The sequence below is a fragment of the Acinetobacter sp. CWB-G5 genome (genome assembly GCF_019209785.1).
Classification (GTDB): Bacteria; Pseudomonadota; Gammaproteobacteria; order Pseudomonadales; family Moraxellaceae; genus Acinetobacter; species Acinetobacter johnsonii.
Genome location: NZ_JAHUTF010000002.1, coordinates 36,719 through 56,457, shown reverse-complemented (window position 1 = coordinate 56,457; position 19,739 = coordinate 36,719). Strand labels below are relative to the sequence as shown.

Annotated in this window: 19 protein-coding genes and 1 pseudogene; 7 read left to right on the top strand and 13 right to left on the bottom strand. The window is 41.2% G+C overall.

Annotated elements, in window-relative coordinates:
* Nucleotides 1–7 precede the first annotated feature (7 nt).
* Complete coding sequence (locus KVY11_RS04350; protein ID WP_004696167.1) at nucleotides 8–313, bottom strand: hypothetical protein; 306 nt, start codon at nucleotides 311–313, stop codon at nucleotides 8–10.
* A 114-nt stretch (nucleotides 314–427) separates the two neighbouring features.
* The gene (gene gap / locus KVY11_RS04345; protein ID WP_168158941.1) at nucleotides 428–1,462 is read right to left on the bottom strand and encodes a type I glyceraldehyde-3-phosphate dehydrogenase; all 1,035 of its coding nucleotides are present in this window, start codon (nucleotides 1,460–1,462) and stop codon (nucleotides 428–430) included.
* Nucleotides 1,463–1,854: 392 nt separating this feature from the next.
* On the opposite strand from gap, the gene alaS reads away from it, so the two are divergent.
* The 3 genes from alaS (at nucleotide 1,855) to csrA (ending at nucleotide 6,423) form a co-directional block, all read left to right on the top strand.
* The gene (gene alaS, locus KVY11_RS04340) at nucleotides 1,855–4,548 is read left to right on the top strand and encodes an alanine--tRNA ligase (RefSeq protein ID WP_218288243.1); all 2,694 of its coding nucleotides are present in this window, start codon (nucleotides 1,855–1,857) and stop codon (nucleotides 4,546–4,548) included.
* Between the two features lie 66 nt (nucleotides 4,549–4,614).
* On the top strand, nucleotides 4,615–5,895 hold the full coding sequence (locus tag KVY11_RS04335) for an aspartate kinase (protein ID WP_005400573.1): 1,281 nt from the start codon (nucleotides 4,615–4,617) through the stop codon (nucleotides 5,893–5,895).
* Between the two features lie 273 nt (nucleotides 5,896–6,168).
* Nucleotides 6,169–6,423, top strand: coding sequence for a carbon storage regulator CsrA (gene csrA, locus KVY11_RS04330; protein ID WP_004982340.1), 255 nt, complete (start codon nucleotides 6,169–6,171; stop codon nucleotides 6,421–6,423).
* A gap of 48 nt (nucleotides 6,424–6,471) precedes the next feature.
* On the opposite strand, the gene rnhB is transcribed toward csrA, so the two are convergent.
* From rnhB to KVY11_RS04315, 3 genes are all read right to left on the bottom strand, one after another.
* The gene (gene rnhB / locus KVY11_RS04325; RefSeq protein WP_087526558.1) at nucleotides 6,472–7,059 is read right to left on the bottom strand and encodes a ribonuclease HII; all 588 of its coding nucleotides are present in this window, start codon (nucleotides 7,057–7,059) and stop codon (nucleotides 6,472–6,474) included.
* Nucleotides 7,060–7,123: 64 nt separating this feature from the next.
* Nucleotides 7,124–7,486: a hypothetical protein gene (locus KVY11_RS04320; RefSeq protein WP_168158943.1), complete on the bottom strand. Its 363-nt coding sequence runs from the start codon at nucleotides 7,484–7,486 to the stop codon at nucleotides 7,124–7,126.
* A gap of 138 nt (nucleotides 7,487–7,624) precedes the next feature.
* A complete protein-coding gene (locus KVY11_RS04315) occupies nucleotides 7,625–8,002 on the bottom strand; it encodes a hypothetical protein (protein ID WP_218288242.1) in 378 nt (125 codons plus the stop codon).
* Between the two features lie 236 nt (nucleotides 8,003–8,238).
* On the opposite strand from KVY11_RS04315, the gene KVY11_RS04310 reads away from it, so the two are divergent.
* On the top strand, nucleotides 8,239–8,793 hold the full coding sequence (locus KVY11_RS04310) for a cytochrome b (RefSeq protein ID WP_371315941.1): 555 nt from the start codon (nucleotides 8,239–8,241) through the stop codon (nucleotides 8,791–8,793).
* 26 nt (nucleotides 8,794–8,819) lie between these two features.
* On the opposite strand, the gene KVY11_RS04305 is transcribed toward KVY11_RS04310, so the two are convergent.
* From KVY11_RS04305 to KVY11_RS04290, 4 genes are all read right to left on the bottom strand, one after another.
* Complete coding sequence (locus KVY11_RS04305; RefSeq protein WP_218288240.1) at nucleotides 8,820–9,182, bottom strand: hypothetical protein; 363 nt, start codon at nucleotides 9,180–9,182, stop codon at nucleotides 8,820–8,822.
* 54 nt (nucleotides 9,183–9,236) lie between these two features.
* The gene (locus tag KVY11_RS04300; RefSeq protein WP_168158945.1) at nucleotides 9,237–10,238 is read right to left on the bottom strand and encodes an adenosine deaminase; all 1,002 of its coding nucleotides are present in this window, start codon (nucleotides 10,236–10,238) and stop codon (nucleotides 9,237–9,239) included.
* A gap of 67 nt (nucleotides 10,239–10,305) precedes the next feature.
* Nucleotides 10,306–11,628, bottom strand: coding sequence for an NCS2 family permease (locus KVY11_RS04295; RefSeq protein ID WP_004696144.1), 1,323 nt, complete (start codon nucleotides 11,626–11,628; stop codon nucleotides 10,306–10,308).
* A gap of 369 nt (nucleotides 11,629–11,997) precedes the next feature.
* Nucleotides 11,998–12,237: a hypothetical protein gene (locus tag KVY11_RS04290; RefSeq protein ID WP_228256428.1), complete on the bottom strand. Its 240-nt coding sequence runs from the start codon at nucleotides 12,235–12,237 to the stop codon at nucleotides 11,998–12,000.
* 228 nt (nucleotides 12,238–12,465) lie between these two features.
* Between KVY11_RS04290 and KVY11_RS04285 the strand changes: the two genes are divergently transcribed.
* Entirely contained in the window at nucleotides 12,466–13,893 is a 1,428-nt protein-coding gene (locus KVY11_RS04285) for a deoxyribodipyrimidine photo-lyase (RefSeq protein WP_218288239.1), read from the top strand.
* On the opposite strand, the pseudogene KVY11_RS04280 reads toward KVY11_RS04285, so the two are convergent.
* Both KVY11_RS04280 and yaaA read right to left on the bottom strand, forming a co-directional pair.
* Nucleotides 13,890–14,515, bottom strand: a pseudogene (locus tag KVY11_RS04280) (metal-dependent hydrolase). The gene KVY11_RS04285 and the pseudogene KVY11_RS04280 sit on opposite strands and share 4 nt — an antisense overlap.
* A gap of 15 nt (nucleotides 14,516–14,530) precedes the next feature.
* A complete protein-coding gene (yaaA, locus tag KVY11_RS04275; RefSeq protein ID WP_218288237.1) occupies nucleotides 14,531–15,310 on the bottom strand; it encodes a peroxide stress protein YaaA in 780 nt (259 codons plus the stop codon).
* A 126-nt stretch (nucleotides 15,311–15,436) separates the two neighbouring features.
* Between yaaA and KVY11_RS04270 the strand changes: the two genes are divergently transcribed.
* The gene (locus KVY11_RS04270) at nucleotides 15,437–16,066 is read left to right on the top strand and encodes an alpha/beta hydrolase (protein WP_010327145.1); all 630 of its coding nucleotides are present in this window, start codon (nucleotides 15,437–15,439) and stop codon (nucleotides 16,064–16,066) included.
* Between the two features lie 393 nt (nucleotides 16,067–16,459).
* Nucleotides 16,460–16,900: a DUF2147 domain-containing protein gene (locus tag KVY11_RS04265; RefSeq protein WP_218288236.1), complete on the top strand. Its 441-nt coding sequence runs from the start codon at nucleotides 16,460–16,462 to the stop codon at nucleotides 16,898–16,900.
* 113 nt (nucleotides 16,901–17,013) lie between these two features.
* On the opposite strand, the gene KVY11_RS04260 is transcribed toward KVY11_RS04265, so the two are convergent.
* Both KVY11_RS04260 and KVY11_RS04255 read right to left on the bottom strand, forming a co-directional pair.
* Nucleotides 17,014–17,379 carry a hypothetical protein gene (locus KVY11_RS04260; RefSeq protein WP_218288235.1) on the bottom strand — a complete coding sequence of 122 codons (366 nt, stop codon included), beginning with the start codon at nucleotides 17,377–17,379 and terminating at the stop codon, nucleotides 17,014–17,016.
* 108 nt (nucleotides 17,380–17,487) lie between these two features.
* Nucleotides 17,488–19,737 carry a bifunctional prephenate dehydrogenase/3-phosphoshikimate 1-carboxyvinyltransferase gene (locus KVY11_RS04255; protein WP_062033886.1) on the bottom strand — a complete coding sequence of 750 codons (2,250 nt, stop codon included), beginning with the start codon at nucleotides 19,735–19,737 and terminating at the stop codon, nucleotides 17,488–17,490.
* Between the last annotated feature and the right edge of the window lie 2 nt (nucleotides 19,738–19,739).

Here is a 19,739-nt window from a genome sequence, read left to right as displayed (position 1 = left end):
TTAATTTTTAGCGTTCAGGCTGTACGGCTTTAGCGAGAATATTCACCAATTCAGCGTTTTGTAACTCAACTTTTTGCAACTTAGACGTGGTCTGTTCGATCACTTCCTGTTGCACATGCATCTTTTTTGCAAGATCTTGCATAATTTCCAAGGTCTTTTTTAAGTTTTCTTCAAGATGATGTACTTTTTCTTGCAGTTGATTCTGCTCTACGCTTGGATCAGTTTTATCTGCCTGATTTTTAAATTGAAACCAAATTAAAAATACGACAGCGACCGCTAACAGCAAAATAAATCCCCAAATTAAGATCAACATAAGCACCACTCTACATTATTTTTCATTTATAGATTCATGATAACCACAAGTCTGTATTCGGTCTATGCCTATCATCTTGTTTTCAGAGTAAAAGATGCTTAAGAATAAAGACCTTTAGGTGGTTGACGTACTAAAAGATTCACACAAATCTAATAAGCGGTTTGCATAGCCCCATTCATTGTCATACCACGCAAAGACTTTGGCTTGATGCCCCACCACCATGGTTTGCGTTAAATCAACAATAAGTGAATAGGGTGAATGGTTAAAATCCGAAGATACCAAAGGTTCATCTGTCACATCCATAATTTCACGGTAGTCTGACTTCGCCGCCTGAATCAGCACTTCATTAATTTTATGGTCGGTAATTGGTGTTTGCGAAATAAAGGTCAAATCAATTGCAGCCACATTAATGGTTGGCACACGAATCGAATAACCATCGATACGATCGGCCATTTTTGGCATGACTTGTTTTAAAGCACCAAGGGCTGACGATGTGGTGGGAATAATATTTTGACCTGAAGCACGGGCACGTCTTAAATCACGATGCGCATGATCTAATACAGACTGATCGGCAGTCACTGCATGAATTTCGGTCATGAGTGCAGTATCAATTCCAAAAGCATCATCAATAATTTTAACCAAAGGAACTAAGGCCTGTGTTGTACATGACACACTGGAAATGATTTGGTCACTGGCTTTGACCTCATGATGATTCACCCCATACACAATGGCGGCATCAACCGAATCAAAAGGTGCCGCGCCAATAATCACCCGCTTTGCACCTGCGCTGATATGCCCTGTTGCCGCTTCGCGCGAGCGAAATAAACCTGTGCACTCTAGAACCACGTCTACATGGAGACTTGCCCAAGGTAAATCTTGCGGGCTTTCCTGACGCAAGACTTCAACTTTGAGTTGTGCTTGATTATTTGATAAATGCAGAAAAATACGTTCATTTTCATAACTTAAATCGACTTTCCCCGGAAAGCGCCCATGCGTGGTGTCATATTTAAATAAATGCAATAAGGTTTCTACATCTGCTACATCATTTACCGCGACGATTTCAAACTGAAAGTTCTTTGGATTTTCAAACCAAGCGCGTAGTACATTACGTCCGATTCGACCAAATCCATTTATCGCCACTCGTTGCATGACTTGCCCTTATGTATAAAATGATGAAAGATAAAGCAGGCCTATATTAATGGATTTATACAGATTTGGTTAAGCTTTCTTTTTCTATGACCCATCAGTGAAGATGATGAATATGAACCCTTAAGTCATAAGTTGACCAGCCTGACCACCTCGCACTAATCACCTCATCTCCACGAAATGATATAAATATCCAACAATAACAAGCAAAATCTTAGAACTATCGAATACATAGAAATGTCATCAATTCGCCTTAAAGTGATTGGTGCAACATCCTTTTTCCGTTATAATTTGGCGTTTTAAAAATTTTAAGCCAGTATCTGAAGTCAGCGTATTTAGAATAAGACTTTCTTCAGATACTATTAGCCAAATCGAAATTATGGAGTGACTTGGTTGTGAGTACTCGTTTTATGACATCAGCTGAAATTCGCGAAGCTTTTTTAAGCTACTTTGAATCGCAAGGGCATACACGTGTCGCGTCGAGTTCTCTAGTTCCCGCCAACGACCCTACTTTGTTGTTTACCAATGCGGGTATGAACCAATTTAAAGATTGTTTCTTAGGCCTAGAAAAACGTGATTATGTCCGCGCAGTGTCTTCACAAAAATGTGTCCGCGCAGGTGGTAAACACAACGACTTAGACAATGTCGGTTATACCGCACGTCACCATACCTTCTTTGAAATGTTAGGTAACTTCTCATTTGGCGACTATTTCAAACGTGATGCGATCAAATTTGCATGGGATTTTCTAACAGGTGAAGCTTGGTTAGCACTGCCTAAAGACAAACTCTATGCAACGGTTTACCACACCGACGACGAAGCATTTGACATCTGGAACAAAGAAATTGGTTTAGATGCATCTCGTATTATTCGCATTGGCGACAACAAAGGTGGTCAATACGCATCAGATAACTTCTGGGCAATGGGTGATACAGGTCCTTGTGGTCCATGTTCTGAAATTTTCTTTGACCATGGCGACCATATTTGGGGTGGCTTACCGGGTACACCTGAAGAAGATGGCGACCGTTTCATTGAAATCTGGAACAACGTTTTCATGCAGTTCAACCGTACTGCGGATGGCGTATTGCACCCTCTTCCTGCGCCTTCTGTTGATACAGGTATGGGCTTAGAGCGTATTTCTGCTGTTTTACAACACGTTAACTCAAACTACGAAATCGATTTATTCCAGCACCTTTTAAAAGCAGCCGCTGAAATTATTGGTTTAGATACCGCTGCACTTGAAGCAGAAGCTCGCGAAAAAGGTACACCAGTTCAATATTCTGCATCACTTAAAGTGGTTGCGGATCACGCACGTTCATGTTCATTCCTGATTGCTGATGGTGTAAACCCTTCTAACGAAGGTCGTGGTTATGTACTGCGTCGTATTATCCGTCGTGCAGTACGTCATGGTAATAAATTGGGTGCAACAGGTTCATTCTTCCACAAAATGTTGCAACCTTTAATTGAAGTAATGGGTGCTGCATATCCAGAACTTGAAGCGCAGAAAACGCGTATTGAAGCTCAGCTACTTAAAGAAGAAGAGCAATTTGCAAAAACCTTAGAGCAAGGTTTGAAATTGCTTGAAGGTGAATTAGCTCAACTGAAAGGTTCTGTAATTCCTGGTGAAGTGGTCTTCAAACTTTATGATACTTACGGCTTCCCTACTGACTTAACGGCTGACATTGCACGTGAACGCGATTTAACCATTGATGAAGCTGGCTTTGAAGTTGAAATGACAGCACAACGTCAACGTGCACGTGATGCAGGTAAATTCGCGATTGACTACAACAGCGTTGTAAAAGTTGAAGGTGAAACTCAGTTTGACGGTTACGACGCAACGGTTGGCGAAGGTCAAATTATCGCAATTTATAAAGATGGCGAGCAAGTTGATGAAGTGGTTGAAGGTGACGAAGCCCTCATCGTACTAAACCAAACCCCATTCTATGCAGAAAGTGGTGGTCAAATTGGTGACACAGGTATTTTCAAAAATGACACAGGTATTTTTGAAGTCCAAGACACCAAGAAATCGGGCGGCGCTTTTGTACACCAAGGTATCGTGACTGTAGGTAGCATTAAGCTTGCTCAAAATATTGAAGCAACAGTCAAAGCAGATATCCGTGCGGCAACTGCACGTAACCACTCTGCAACTCACCTTTTGCATGCTGCACTACGTCAAATTTTAGGCGAACACGTGCAACAAAAGGGCTCATTGGTTGCGTCAGATATCTTACGTTTTGACTTTGCCAACGATCAGCCCGTTTCATTTGAACAACTTCAAGAAATTGAACGCTTAGTGAATGCTGAAGTGATTGCAAATACAGCAGTAAGCACTGAACTTCTAGACATCGAATCTGCGAAAGCAAAAGGTGCGATGATGTTGTTCGGTGAAAAATATGGTGATGAAGTTCGTGTACTTTCAATGGGTTCAATCATTGAAGAGAAAAACTTCTCAATCGAGCTATGCGGTGGTATTCACGTTAAACGCACAGGCGACATTGGCTTGTTTAAAATCACTTCTGAAGGTGGTGTAGCTGCGGGTGTACGCCGTATTGAAGCGGTAACAGGTACCAAAGCCATTGAAGTTACTCAAAAAGCTGACCGTGATATCAATACCATCAATGGTTTATTGAAAGCTCAAAAAGACCAAACTTTAGAAAAAGTAGAAGCCTTAGTCGACACAGCATCAAGCTTGCAAAAACAGATTGAGCAACTTAATCAAAAACTTGCCAGCTTCCAAGCCGCTGAACTGCTTAGCCAAGTTCAAATGCTTGCAGGTCGTCAAACGCTAATCACGACTGTTCAAAACATGGATGCGAAATCACTTCGCAACCTACATGACGGTGTGAAATCAAAATTAGAAAATGCAGTCATCGTACTTGCTGGTGTTGAAGGTGACAAAGTTAGCCTGATCGCCTCTGTAGCAAAAGACTTTACTGCTTCTATTAAAGCAGGTGACATCATCAAACATCTAGCAACTGAGCTTGGTGGTAAAGGTGGTGGCAAACCTGACTTAGCACAAGGTGGCGCGCCACTAAACGAGAAGTTTGCAACAGTGATGGCAGATTTAACTGCTTGGCTTGAAGCGAAATAAAACTTCACCTTTTGTGTAACTGACCCTGAATGATGCATTCAGGGTCATGGTTTATATGGAACAACTATGGCATTAATCGTTCAAAAATATGGCGGTACCTCTATGGGTACTCCAGAGCGCATTTTAAATGTTGCTCGTCGTGTAAAGCGTTGGCATGACCACGGCCACAAGGTTGTAGTGGTTGTATCAGCAATGAGTGGCGAAACCAATCGTCTACTTGCTTTAGCGAAAGCCATTACCGAAACCCCTGACCCACGAGAATTAGACCAAATGGTTTCTACGGGTGAACAGGTAACGATTTCAATGTTAGCAATGGCGCTCAATTCTATTGGCGTTGAAGCTAAGTCACTTACGGGTCGCCAAGTCGGGATCAAAACGGACAATGCGTTTACCAAAGCACGTATCGAGTCGATTGATACTGACACCATGACTGCACATTTAGATGCTGGTCGTGTGATTGTGGTTGCTGGTTTCCAAGGCTTTGATGCCGATGGTAACACCACCACGCTCGGCCGTGGCGGTTCAGATACTTCGGGTGTAGCACTTGCTGCGGCATTAAAAGCAGATGAATGCCAAATCTATACAGATGTAGATGGCGTTTATACGACTGACCCACGTGTTGCACCAAAAGCGAAAAAAGTAGACCGTATTTCATTTGAAGAAATGCTGGAAATGGCATCACTTGGTTCAAAAGTTCTACAAATTCGTTCAGTTGAATTTGCAGGAAAATACCAAGTGCCTTTACGCGTATTATCAAGTTTTGATAATGACGATGATGGCGCATTCGACGAAGAATTTAAAAAGAACGTCGGAACACTAATCACCACTGAGGCGGAAGACAACATGGAACAACCAATTATCTCTGGTATCGCATTTAACCGTGACGAAGCTAAACTTACGATTCTAGGTGTTCCTGATGAACCAGGCATTGCATCTAAAATTTTATCGCCAATTGGTAATGCCAACATTGAAGTGGATATGATCATCCAAAATGTTGAAGAAGATGGTACAACTGACTTCACTTTCACGGTAAACCGTGGCGAACTTGCAAAAGCAACAAAAATTCTTCAAGAAACCGCTCAAGCCATTGGTGCGCGCGAAGTTGCTACACGTGATGACATTGTTAAAGTCTCAATCGTAGGTGTTGGTATGCGCTCACATGCAGGTGTTGCAAGTAAAATGTTTACTGCCTTGGCTGATGAAGGCATCAACATTTTGATGATCTCAACTTCAGAAATCAAAATTTCTGTGATTATTGAAGAAAACTACCTAGAACTTGCTGTACGTTCTCTACACACTGCTTTCGGTTTAGACCGTGAACATGGTGAATCAAGCGCACGTGCTTAAGCAATCTTGCGAAAAACTTGTCATTGTCTGACAGTTTTTGCAAAAGACTACAAAAATCAGGAGCCACTATAGTTTTTTCTATAGTGGCTCTGTTATATTAAGCCCGAGGCTTTCTTAAATTTAGATGAATGTTATACCTAATGTCACTAGATATCTAAAAATTCAAGTGTCATGCGGTTGTATTAAACATTTGTTTAAATTTTTTTAAATACAAAAAATTATGTATTTTACTTTAGTACAACTGCAGGTTTAGCGTTTTGCAAGGAGATAAACATGCTGATTTTGACCCGACGCGTCGGTGAAACATTAATGATTGGGGATCAAGTAAGTGTTACTGTACTTGGTGTCAAAGGCAACCAAGTTCGTATTGGTGTCAATGCTCCCAAAGAAGTATCTGTACATCGTGAAGAGATTTATCAACGCATTCAGCATGAACGTGCAATGCATGAACATCTTCAACATCTTGATCAGGACTACCAGCCTGCATTTGAAGATGAAGGTGCACAGCAGAATAATTTCAATCGTTAAGATTGAAACATTCAGATATAAAGCGGCCCGATTGGCCGCTTTAAATTTTTATACAGTCTCTTTTTGCTCAAGCGCCTCGATCACTTTCTTTACAGGCCCAAAACTGCGACGATGCTCGTCAATAACCCCATGTTCAGCAATCGCCTCAAAATGCGCTTTGGTTGGATAACCTTTGTGTTTGGCAAAACCAAACTGAGGATATTTTCGATCCATCTCAATCATTTGATGGTCACGTGTCACTTTGGCCAAAATACTCGCTGCTGAGATTTCAGCATGCAAGGCATCACCACCCACAATTGCCTCACAGCTCATGCTTAAGCCTTGTGGAATTTTATTACCATCAACCAAGACATGTTCGGGCTGTATTGTAAGCTGTTCAACCGCGCGGCGCATCGCAAGTAAAGATGCTTGTAGAATATTGATCTCATCAATTTCAGCAGCACTTGCCTCAGCAATCGCCCAAGCCAATGCTTTTTCCTGAATTTCGACAAAAAGTTTTTCACGTTTTTTTTCAGTCAATTTTTTGGAATCATTCAACCCTTGTATCGGGTTATTCGGGTCTAAAATTACCGCAGCAGCGACTACTGAACCTACCAAAGGGCCGCGCCCTGCCTCATCTGCACCTGCAATTTGCATTTTCTACTCTCATAAAAAATGGCTGATCAACAGCCATTTTAAAAAACTTAACAATTTATTCGGCTTAGTTTAGCATTTCAGAGGCGCATGTGGCTGTTGTTTTTGTTGCCGCTAAAGCGCTATAGGTTGCCTTTGCTTTGGGATCAATAGCAGCCAAAGCCAACTGCTCTTTAGATAACACCTTCGGCGAATTATCCCCTACACAATTGCAAACTTCACGTTTTTTCTTCTGCCTTTGGTCTTCAGATAACAGTTTACTGCCCACAATCCATGTCGGATTAGTTTCGATTTCATCCATACACTTTGCATGTGACGCCATTTTAATGGCCGAGATTCCATCATCATCTGAGCCAGACAAAGGATTCGACGCACAGGCAGAAAGCATAAGCGATCCAAGCAAAGAAAGTATTAACTTATCATTTTTCATACAGACACACCCTTTGTTGTAAAAGAAATAAGGTTTCAATTGTTGTTATTCAGATTAATATAAAAGATAAATGCCAAAAAGTACAAAAAAACTGCAAAGAAGCGAGGCATGCCCCCCGCTGCTTTGATGTATTAGAACTTAATTCACCGCTTCAGCTACACATGCATTGATGGTTTTGGTTACTGCATTGCTAATAATAGTTGTACGCGCCGCAGGGTCAATAGCCGCTGTTGCCACGTCGACAGCCGTAATATTTTGTGGGGCTTTCTCACTGACACAACCACAAATTTCGGTTTGAATTTCGGTTTTTTGGTCAGCCGTCATAAATTTGGTTGCTGTTTTCCATGCTGGTAGATTATTCAACTCAGTCGTACATTTTGCATTAATGGCAATTTTAAGCGCTGCTGTACCTAGTTGTTGCGTGGTGGTCGTCGTATTGGTCGTTGCCATATCAGTCGTTGTACAAGCCGAAAGGATCAAAGCCAAAGGAGCAAGCACTGCAATCATTTTTTTCACGGAGTTATCCATTTATAACAGTTAAAGTGCGCGTATTTTGCCGAAACTTTACTGTTTACGGAAACACTATTTCCATGCCATTTTAATATCTTTCGCTTATTGCACAGTTTTAAATCAGTCATGCACCATTGGTCTGTGCAGCGTTGCAGAATATCAACGCTATGTTGCATCTACTACATTTTTGACCTATCTATAGTTCTATAAAATAGCGCAACATAAAAATGGATGTGAATCTAATGAACTCGGCAAATACCCATTACACGCGTACTGCTCAAATTCTGCATTGGCTCATGGCAATTATCTTTATTGCTGCTTGGCTGATTGGTTTTTATAGCGGAAACTTCCTCAGCTATGATGCTGACGGTAGCTTTAAAGGGGATGTCATTACCTTACATAAGAACATTGCAACCACGATTATCTTTCTGGTGGTGATTCGTATCTTTTGGCGTTATACCCACCCTGCACCCAAACTTCCAGACAGCATGTCACCGTTAATGCAAAAAATGGCACACCTCGGTCATTTGGCTTTATATTTCATTTTGTTGGCTTTGCCAATCACTGGCTGTTTATTTAGCTGGAGTGCTGGGCACCCTGCACCGGTATTGTACCTTTTTGAAATTCCCCGCTTAGTACAAGACAACCCAGAGTTACTCGAGATCGTAAAACCTTTACATATCTGGATTTCATGGGCTGCAGGATTGCTGTTAGTGGGTCATATTGCAGCAGCACTGAAACACCACTTTATTGATAAAGATAATGTGTTAAATAGCATGACCAAACAAGCAAAGTAAGACCAAGTTGAATTAGCCTAAAAGCATCAATCTGTTGCTTTTAGGACTTCATCCACCACACATCCTTTCAGCGTATTCAACACACCCTGTTGTACCACCTGTTTTTTGACTTGTTCATCAACCACTGCGCGCAACAAAGTTGTTGCTGGAATATCGTTTAACGCATTTTCACCCACGCAACCACAGATTTGCGTTTGGAGCTGATTCTTTTTCTCTTCACCAAGCAATGCTGTACTGACTTTCCACAACCTTGTCGCTTCAAGCTCTACACCGCACTGATACACCACCACAGGCTTTAGTAGTTTTTGCGTTAACCCAGTATCGGTTTTGAGCAAATAAACTGCAAAGAGCACAAAAATAACCACAAGCAATGCAATGATTTTTTTCATATCGACCTCACATAAAAAAGACAGAGCGAACTCTGTCTTTAAAAGGACATTAGATTAAGCAATGGCTGCAATTTCAGCCGCCCATTTTTGCTTCTCTTCTGCCGAAATAAACGACGCTTCAAAAGAGTTCAACGCCAATTGTTTTAGCTCAGCTGCTGTTAAGTCTAACGCATCTGTAATAGCAATAAAGTTATCATTCATATAACCACCAAAGTACGATGGATCATCTGAATTTACCGTCACTTGCACACCTTGTTGCAACAAACGGCGGATATTGTGCTGTGCCATATCGTCAACGACACATAACTTTAAGTTACTGAGCGGACAAACTGTCAGCGGCATTTTCTCTGCAATCAAACGCTGCATTAATACAGGATCTTCTTCAGAACGCACACCGTGGTCAATACGATTCACTTTAAGCAAGTCTAAAGCTTCCCAGACATATTCTGCTGGGCCTTCTTCACCTGCATGCGCAACCACTAAAAAGCCTGCTTCACGCGCTTTAGCAAAGACACGTTCAAACTTTGAAGGAGGATGCCCAACTTCGCTTGAGTCCAAGCCCACACCAATGATTTGATCTTTATAAGGCAATGCCTGTGCTAAAGTTTCAAAGGCTGCTTCTTCACTTAAATGACGCAAGAAACACATAATCAAATGCGAACTAATGCCAAATTTTGCCTTGGCATCATCACATGCGCGTTGCAGACCATTAATCACTGTTTCAAAAGCAATACCGCGGTCAGTATGCGTTTGTGGGTCAAAGAACATTTCTGTATGTACTACACGGTCTTCGGCACATTTTTCAAAATACGCCCAAGCCAAGTCATAAAAGTCTTGCTCATGAATCAGTACATTTGCGCCTGCATAATAGATGTCTAAAAACGATTGCAAATTGTGAAAATTATAAGCCTGTTTTACTTCTTCAACCGACTTATAAGGAATGTCTATTTGATTACGCTGTGCGATTGCAAACATGAGTTCTGGCTCAAATGTCCCTTCAATATGCACATGTAATTCAGCTTTTGGTAAAGCACGAATGAGCTCCAATTGACTCATATCTTTTCCTCTTTAAAAATAAAAAAGGGCGTAAACTGAGTTTACACCCTTATCACTATTTGATGAATTAGCCGCCAAACAATGCGAATTTTAACGCCCAAAGCACAGCCACAATCCACACCATGTACGGTACAGTCGCCGCTTTACCGGTGAACAATTTAACCAATGCATAGCTAATAAAGCCCATCGCAATACCATCTGCAATTGAATAGGTAAATGGCATAAATACAATGGTTAAGAACGCAGGAACGGCTTCAGTAATATCATCCCAATCAATATGGGTAATCCCCTGAATCATTAACACGCCAACAAACAACAATGCTGGAGCTGTTGCAAAACCGGGTACAGATTGAGCTAAAGGTGCTAAAAACAAACATAAGATAAATAACACACCGACCACAACTGCGGTTAAACCTGTACGGCCACCAGCAGCAACACCCGCAGACGACTCAATATATGGTGTCGTCGAAGATGTACCTAATGCTGCACCTGCAACAATTGCGGTTGAGTCTGCAAATAATGCTTTTTTCAAACGTGGAAGTTTGCCATCTTTCAGTAAGCCTGCACGGTGTGACACGCCAACCAACGTACCTGTTGAGTCAAATAAATCGACCAAGAAAAATACAAAGATGACGCCCACCAAGCTTGCCGTAAATAGACCTTCAAAGTCCATTTGCATGAATGTTGGAGCAATTGATGGAATCTCACCAACAACACCTTTGAACTCGCTTAAACCCATTGCTGTTGAAATGGCAGTTAAAGCCAAGATGCTAATAATAATGGCACCACGTACTTTAAAGTGATGTAGTACAACCACCATCAAGAAGCCAAATAAAGCCAAAAGAACCGTCGGTTGCTTTAAGTCGCCCAATCCAACCAAAGTCGCTGGATTGTCCACAATAACGCCTGCATTTTTTAAAGCAATCAGCGCAAGGAATAAACCAATTCCGCCGCCAATCGCAAGCTTAAGCGACATTGGGATTGCATTCACAATGGCTTCACGGATCTTAAACATACTGATCGCAATGAACACCAAACCTGATACAAACACTGCAGCTAAAGCAGTCTGCCAAGGCACACCCATACCCATACACACCGAATAGGTAAAGTAAGCGTTTAAGCCCATACCCGGTGCTAATGCAATTGGATAATTTGCAACAATACCCATAACCAAGCAGCCAATTGCGGCTGCAAGACAAGTCGCTACAAAGACAGCACCATGATCCATCCCCGTTTCGGATAAAATCATTGGATTCACAATAATGATGTAACACATGGTTAAGAATGTGGTTACACCTGCAAGAAGCTCTGTACGAAAACTGGTTTTATTTTCACTCAGTTTGAACATACGCTCGAGCATATTTTCTGAAGATGGATTAGGAGTCGTCATGACCTAGCCCCTGTAAATAAACTTTTAAAACTGTATAACTGCCAAAAAATTTCGACACTCAGTACGATGAAAATCTGATTAAATTTCTGGAAGTTAAAGCAATGAATATGCCAAATTTCCTCAATTTAGGAAAAGTTTATTTAGCCATGAATGATTCAAACGTATGGTCGAACCATATATACCTAAACAAAAAAGCCGCATAAACCGTATGCAGCTTTCAACAAAAACGTCATTTTAGACTCAAAGTCTAAAATTCAATATATCTTGGCGCGAATTATAACACACTGATTTTTAATTGTTTTAAATTTATTTTTAATTAAAATTCAACACGATAAGTTATTTATACATGATTTTATTCTATCTTAAGCTTCAAATTACTTTAATGGAGACCTGATCGATTATTGCTTCAGCATCACTTTGAAACGAGCTATTGACTTTTTCAGGCACGACGTTTGCCTTTGAGAGAGGACTCAACTTTTGCACTTTAGGCTCAGTACTGTTCATGAGTTGATTCAACTGTTGCTGTTTTTTCGTTTCTGTATCCTGAAAAACAACAAACCCAAGCAAACAAACAGCAGCCACAAAAATAGGGATTAGAATTTTTTTCATGACATTCACAATATCCACAACTGCTTTAGCATGATTACAAATCATAACAAATAATACAAAGGGCCACACATTTATCAGATAAAAAGTATCTTCACACTTTATAGTTTTTTCTGATTTAATTATTTCAATAACATAAGATTAAATTAAATGAGTGAGAAAAAAATATGATCAAAGTGCTCAATTTTGTAATATTTTATATTTCAAAAAATTACAGTTGATTAACCTTTTATGAACATAATTTGGTTTAGACAAGATCTTCGCATACACGACCATGCCGCACTTTGGCATGCAAGCCAACATGGACCTATGCTGGCTTTAGTGATCCTATCCCCACAACAGTGGCTATTACATCATGATGCAGCTGTAAAAATTGATTTATATGTCAGACAATTGCACGATTTAAAACAGAGCCTTGCTCAGCTGAATATTCCTTTGCTCATTCTAAATATTCCGCTGTGGCAAGATATTCCACGTCAGCTTTCATCTTTATGTCATACACTGCAAGTACAACAAATCTTTGCAAATATCGAAATGGGCGTGAATGAGCTTAAGCGCGATGCCGAAGTTCAACAATGCTTAAATCAGCAACACATTGAATTTACACTCTTCCAAGATCGAACCCTCTTTCCCTTAAACAGTATTCGTAACCAATCTGGTAAGCCCTATCAAGTCTTTGGCGCTTTTAAAAAAACCTGTTATGAGCGCTTAAATATTGGCTTACCGCAGTGTTACCCTCTCCTTTCTGCACAGCAACCTATACAGCTTCCTGCCGATTTAAATACAGCCATTCCACTCATTGAATCACTGATTGATGTAAATACCAATGAGCTAAATCAAATTAAAGCCTATTGGCCTGAAACGGAAATATATGCGCTTTCTGTACTCGATGATTTTATTGATCACAAAGTTAGTGGCTATCAAAAAGAGAGGGACTTTCCATTTTTAAATAGCACCAGTCAACTTTCAACTTATTTAAATCTCGGGATCGTGTCGATTCGCCAGTGTCTCAATGCCCTGTTTCGTGCTCAACACGGTCAATTTATGATTGATAACACAGGCCAGCAGACTTGGTTAGATGAATTACTTTGGCGAGAGTTTTATCAGCATATTTTATTTGATTTTCCACATGTCTCTAAACACCTGCCCTTTAAAGCCAGCACGCAGCGTATTGTATGGCGAGATTCGCCTGAAGATTTAAACGCGTGGCAACAAGGCCGTACTGGTATTCCAATTGTAGATGCAGGTATGCGGCAACTCCTTGCGACTGGTTGGATGCACAATCGTGTCCGTATGATTGTTGCAATGTTCTTAACTAAAAACTTGTTGATTGATTGGCGTTTGGGCGAGCAATGGTTTATGCAACATTTGGCTGATGGTGACTTAGCTGCCAATAATGGCGGATGGCAGTGGTGTGCCTCCACGGGCACCGATGCTGTACCTTACTTCCGAGTCTTTAACCCTGTGAGCCAATCTCAGAAATTTGATAGCAATGGTGACTATATTCGACAGTGGCTGCCAGAGCTTGCACATTTAGATGCCAAAAACATTCATGAGCCTTATGCGAAGCAGCCGAATATGGATTTGGACTACCCCAAACCAATCGTCGATTTAAAATCGAGTCGTATTCGTGCCATTGAAGCATTTAAAGGGCTTTAAACAGTCAAAGTTTGAGCTAAGTTCCGCTTAGCCAAACGCTCATAGCACTTTTGGAAAAATGGCGTCTGGTACAGTGGTTGCGTTTCTAAAAAGTGCTTTAACACTTGCTGGCGCTTCTGCACATAAAGTGCGGGCTCAACCCAAGCATATTCTTGCTGAATTTGGCGTTCATATTCAGCAAAACGCATAGGATCACTAGCTAAAATAGCCAGATCAATATCCAATAGATAAGCCAAATCAGTGTCAGCTGTCGGTGCATGTGCTTGGGTTGCCAAAATCCATGCATAGATCTTTGAAATTTGCTCAGTTCCAAGCACATTTTTAAGCATCCGTTGCATATAGTCGGCGCTTTGCTGCTCATTGTCATGTGCTTGCGGGTTATAAATGACATCATGAAACCAAATGACCAACTCAACAGACAAAGTATCGTCTAAGTGGGGTTTGATCTGATAAAAATGCTCTAAACATTCAACAATATGTTGAATGCTATGATAATGCCGCTGTACTTCACTGTAGGCGTCATACAGCGAGGCATGGAACTTTTGAGTGGTATCGCCATCCAAACTCAATTGCTTTGCGGTGAGCGCCCAATAGTCCTGAAACTGTTTGTATATTGCACCATTGGAATGCCCTCTCATTATGCCGCCTGTTCATCTCGTTTAAAGACCAACTCACCTTTTAATGAGCTGTCGGCATCAAAGTAATAACCATCTGTTTGGAATGATTTTAACCCTTCAATTTGATCAATTTGGTTTTCAATCATATAACGCGCCATCAAACCACGTGCTTTTTTGGCATAGAAACTAATGACTTTATATTTGCCATTTTTCTGATCTAAAAACACAGGTTTAATAATTTCAGCTTGAATTTTGCTTTCTTTTACAGATTTATAGTATTCATCCGAAGCAATATTCAGCAAAATTTTAGAACCTGCCTGCTCTAAATCTTGGTTAATTAAATCGGTAATGTGATTGCCCCAAAACTCATACAGATTATGTCCGCGTGGGTTAGCCAGCTTGGTTCCCATCTCTAAACGATACGGCATCATCAAGTCCAATGGACGTAGCAAACCATATAAACCAGAGAGCATTCTTAAATGTTGCTGTGCATATTCAATGTTTGACTCTGAAAAATGATAAGCATCTAAACCAGTATAGACATCGCCCTTAAAAGCAAACATGGCTTGTCGCGCATTGGCAAAGTTGAATTCTGGCTGCCAATCGCGAAAACGATCGACGTTTAAGGTGGCAATTTTTTCACTGACGCTCATTAAGCTTGCAATTTCACTTGCCGACAGTTTGCGACTAACTTCGATCAATTCTTGGGAATGTTGCAGCAATCTAGGTTGTGTATACGCATCGGTAGGTAAAGCAGTTTGGTAATCTAAAGTTTTGGCAGGAGAAACAAGGGCAAGCATAGATAACCTGATTAAAAAACAATTAAACAGACTATATCAGTAGACTTATTTTATTGCCAATCTGTGTTTTTAATAAGCATAAACGGTTAAACTAGCCCATTCTCCTGTTATATGTATCGATTCTCTATGTCTGAGCAGATGTTCATTCAAGGTCCAGTTGGGCAAATTGAAGTTTTTGTAGATTATCCACAGGGTGAAGTGAAAGGATTCGCGGTAGTTACTCACCCCCATCCACTCCAAGGTGGTACGCCTCAACATAAGGTTCCTGCATTGCTTGCGCAAATGTTTTTAGAACGTGGTTGCATTGTGTACCGTCCAAGTTTCCGTGGCTCAGGTCAAAGTGTTGGTCTACACGACGAAGGTCATGGCGAAACTGATGATGTTCTTGAAGTGATTAAGCATGCTCGTGCAGCACATACAACTTTACCCTTCTATGCAGGTGGCTTTAGTTTCGGCGCGCATGTCATGGCAAAATGCTATGATGCTTTACAAGAAGAAATTCGACCAAAACAAACCATTTTATGTGGTCTACCAACGGCAACGGTCGCAGGTGTGCGCCACTATGTAACACCACAACTTAAAGGTGACATCTTATTCATCCATGGCGAAGCCGATGAAGTTACCTTATTGTCTGACATGATTACATGGGCTAAACCGCAGCGCCATTTAGTGACTGTACTACCTGGTGCAAACCATTTCTTTACAGGTTACTTAAAACAGTTACGTATTGCGATTACACGTTTCTTGTGGATTTAACGCATCACTCAGTTCAGGAAAGAAATGGCTGTCTAACATTAGCCCCTTTCTTTCTTGAACTTTTTATTTTTAATCTAGATGTATCTCTTTTTCTATTCCAACGCTTAATAAGCCATTTCCAGCAGCTTCATTAGTCTTCCCTTATATCTCTTCTGTTCCCAAAATAATTTTAAGCTCCCTTTTGAGCGCTAAACTCAATCAGCACTACCTCCATCAAATACCTGTTTTAAAAATAAGTGAGGGTTGAACCCTGCTAATGATACTTTATGCAACAATCTACGCTTGAACTTGATATATTCTGCACATCATTATTCAAATAATAAGTTATACAATCAACATCTTAGCTCGTGAGAGCTATTCATTTAAATAATTTTTAAAATATTCAGGGATTTTATGAAAACAATTCTCGGGGCAATTTTAGTCACTATAGCCACCACATCAGCCTGTGCTCAGGACATTATAGGAACTTGGCGTTATATCGATGATAAAACTGGAGAGCCTAAAGGTCTGGTGAAAATTGAAAAGCACGCCAATGGGACTTATGCTGGAACTGCACTAAAAGCAACTCCTCGTCCAGGTTATACAGCAAAAGAGTTCTGCACTAACTGCCCTGCACCCTACACCGATAAGCCTATTATTGGTATGCAAGTGATCACAGGTTTAAAAACTGAGAATAATATTAATTATACGCATGGTAAAATCATTGATCCCGTTTCAGGCAAGCTGTATAGCCTAAAAGGCAAAATTAGCCCAAATGGTAAAAAGCTATTCTTAAGAGGTTATTTAGGTGTTTCTGCTGTGGGACGTAGCCAAACTTGGTTACGTGTGGAATAAGTCTTATAGCACATCCAGTTATAAGCGCGTTGACCCATCAAAATATTAAACGTGTTCTGTTCTAAAAAATGCTGAATTAGAAAAAACCAATTCAGCATTTTTTATCTATTCAATTAGCCTTTCCACTCAAACTCAGTAAAACTTTTATCTGTTTTTAGTGTGGTTTCAACCGCGTGTGCCAATTGATTTAATAAGCTTCGTTCAGCAATTCGGTCTAACCAGTCTTGCCCCTCATCTGGATAAGACGCAATTTCGCACACCAGATTTCCTTCACTGTCATGACCTTGACACGTAATAGACAGGGGCAAAGTATGATCATCGACACTCACAGCCACCTGATCACCACTTTGTGGCAAAGTTTCAAAACCAAATTGACCTAACTTTTGAACCAGTAGGTCTTGTACTTGCTTCTGTACTACACCACTTTCACTTACTTCCTGCTGCTGTCCATGCTGTGCTGTAAATTGTAATTTTCTCATTGATCATTCCAAAGGCTTTTTTGTTATATGGGTTTAGCATAATGGCTTAACACAAAACAGCCAAGCAAAAGCTTGGCTGTTCTCACACAAAATATCTAAGCTTTAGTCTTATTCAGTGACTTGGATCGCTAAACCAGCTTGATTACTTAATTGCGTAAAGGTCGGGAAACTCGTAGCAACCGTTTCAGTACCAATGATTTTAATTTCACCAGAGGTGCGTAAGCCGGCCATTGAGAAACTCATCGCAATACGGTGATCATGATGTGATTCAATTTCGCCACCAGTGAAAATCGCGCCCCACTCACCTGAATGACCTTTACCCTCGATGATGATACCATCGTCAGTCGGCGTACAATCGATACCCATGGTTTTTAAACCATCCGCCATCACTTGAATACGATCTGATTCTTTCACACGCAGCTCAGCAGCACCCGTTAATACGGTTTGCCCTTCAGCACATGCCGCTGCAATGAACAATGCAGGGAATTCATCAATCGCTAATGGCACTTGATCTTCAGGCATATGAATACCTTTGAGTGTACGTGTGCCTTGAATACGAATGTCTGCAATCGGCTCACCGCCTGCAATACGTTCATTCTCAACCGTAATGTCCGCACCCATTTGCTTCAAAATCTCGATCACACCTGTACGGGTTGGATTAATGCCGACAGCTTCTAGAGTAACGTCTGAACCCTCGGTAATGGCAGCACCCACCATAAAGAAAGCAGCCGATGAAATATCTGATGGCACTTGAATCTCTGTACCAACTAACTTACCGCCACCTTGCAGTGAAATACGGTTGCCTTCTGTTTTCACGTCATAACCAAATGCACGTAGCATACGTTCAGTATGGTCACGTGTAGGTTCAGGTTCTGTGACCGATGTTTCACCTGCTGCCCACAAACCTGCCAATAAAATCCCAGATTTCACCTGCGCAGATGCCATTGGCAAATCATAGTGAATGCCTTGCAAAGCTTGGTTTCCAGTGATCGAAACAGGAGGTGTACCACGCTCACCTGTGGTTTGAATCTGTGCGCCCATTTCGCGTAACGGTTTAGCAATACGCTCCATTGGACGTTTTGACAGTGATGCATCACCCGTCATTACAGAGTCAAATTTTTGTGCAGAAAGCATGCCTGAAAGCAAACGCATCGAAGTCCCTGAGTTACCCATGTAAAGCGCACTTGCTGGCGCTTTTAGGCCATTTACGCCCACACCATGAATCGTCACTTCACCATTTTTAGGACCTTCAATGCTCACGCCCATATCACGGAAGGCTTGTAAGGTTGCTAACGCATCTTCACCTTCCAAGAAACCTGTCACATGCGTCGTTCCTTCCGCAATTGCACCAAACATGATTGAACGGTGTGACACAGATTTATCACCTGGCACGCTAAACTTACCTTGGAAACTCTTTTTACCCGGTAATATGGTGAATTGCTGTGTCGTCACTTTATTGTTCTCCATGAAAGGTTTTTGAGCGAGCATATGGTTAAAATGCTGGCGTGCTGCTTGCGCATGTCCAAGCAAGCCCATTAAAGCATGTGAATCTTCATCTTCAATGAGTTTACGAATCGTAGCCAGTTGGTTTTCAAAACCATCTACGGCATTTAAAATGGCTTTTTTATTGGCAAAAAAGATGTCGTGCCACATTTGTGGGTCACTTGCCGCAATTCGAGAAAAATCGCGGAAGCCCCCCGCAGCATAGCGAAAAATATCTAAATTATCTTCACGGTTTGCCAGTTGTTCAACTAAGTTAAAAGCCATCAAATGCGGAAGATGACTGGTATGCGCCAAGACTTCATCATGCTTGGCCACATCCATACAAATCACTTCTGCTTTCGCAGCTTGCCATAGTTGGATCAGTTTCTCTACGGCCCAATCAGCACTGGTCGGTAACGGTGTCAAAATCACTTTATGATTTGCAAATAAATCGACCTTACCTGCATGCACACCTGTATGTTCTGCACCCGCAATTGGATGCCCCGGTACAAAGCCAGCAGGTAATGCTTCGCCGTACACTGCTTTGGCCGCATCAACCACATTGCCTTTGGTACTGCCCACATCGGTAATAATCGTATGTTCTTGCAAATAGGGTTTGATGGTTTCCAAGACTTTTTGCGTTGCACGAACGGGTAAGGCTAAAACCACCAAGTCCGCACCTTGAACCGCCTGTACAGGATCGCTATACCCCTGTTGGATTAAGCCCAAAGCTTTGGCATCCTGTAAGGTTTTTTCCGAACGTGTAGAGGCTACAATGTTTTGGGTTAAACCTTCAGCAATCATCACCCGTGCAAGACTCGAACCAATCAGCCCAAGACCAATAAATGCAACTTTTTCAAACAGTGGCGCAGACATAA

Coding starts and splice junctions, on each gene's coding strand:
- KVY11_RS04350 (WP_004696167.1), bottom strand. CDS start 313: ATGTTGATCTTAATTTGGGGATTTATTTTGCTGTTAGCGGTCGCTGTC.
- gap (WP_168158941.1), bottom strand. CDS start 1,462: ATGCAACGAGTGGCGATAAATGGATTTGGTCGAATCGGACGTAATGTA.
- KVY11_RS04335 (WP_005400573.1), top strand. CDS start 4,615: ATGGCATTAATCGTTCAAAAATATGGCGGTACCTCTATGGGTACTCCA.
- csrA (WP_004982340.1), top strand. CDS start 6,169: ATGCTGATTTTGACCCGACGCGTCGGTGAAACATTAATGATTGGGGAT.
- rnhB (WP_087526558.1), bottom strand. CDS start 7,059: ATGCAAATTGCAGGTGCAGATGAGGCAGGGCGCGGCCCTTTGGTAGGT.
- KVY11_RS04320 (WP_168158943.1), bottom strand. CDS start 7,486: ATGAAAAATGATAAGTTAATACTTTCTTTGCTTGGATCGCTTATGCTT.
- KVY11_RS04310 (WP_371315941.1), top strand. CDS start 8,239: ATGAACTCGGCAAATACCCATTACACGCGTACTGCTCAAATTCTGCAT.
- KVY11_RS04305 (WP_218288240.1), bottom strand. CDS start 9,182: ATGAAAAAAATCATTGCATTGCTTGTGGTTATTTTTGTGCTCTTTGCA.
- KVY11_RS04300 (WP_168158945.1), bottom strand. CDS start 10,238: ATGAGTCAATTGGAGCTCATTCGTGCTTTACCAAAAGCTGAATTACAT.
- KVY11_RS04295 (WP_004696144.1), bottom strand. CDS start 11,628: ATGACGACTCCTAATCCATCTTCAGAAAATATGCTCGAGCGTATGTTC.
- KVY11_RS04290 (WP_228256428.1), bottom strand. CDS start 12,237: ATGAAAAAAATTCTAATCCCTATTTTTGTGGCTGCTGTTTGTTTGCTT.
- KVY11_RS04285 (WP_218288239.1), top strand. CDS start 12,466: ATGAACATAATTTGGTTTAGACAAGATCTTCGCATACACGACCATGCC.
- yaaA (WP_218288237.1), bottom strand. CDS start 15,310: ATGCTTGCCCTTGTTTCTCCTGCCAAAACTTTAGATTACCAAACTGCT.
- KVY11_RS04270 (WP_010327145.1), top strand. CDS start 15,437: ATGTCTGAGCAGATGTTCATTCAAGGTCCAGTTGGGCAAATTGAAGTT.
- KVY11_RS04265 (WP_218288236.1), top strand. CDS start 16,460: ATGAAAACAATTCTCGGGGCAATTTTAGTCACTATAGCCACCACATCA.
- KVY11_RS04260 (WP_218288235.1), bottom strand. CDS start 17,379: ATGAGAAAATTACAATTTACAGCACAGCATGGACAGCAGCAGGAAGTA.
- KVY11_RS04255 (WP_062033886.1), bottom strand. CDS start 19,737: ATGTCTGCGCCACTGTTTGAAAAAGTTGCATTTATTGGTCTTGGGCTG.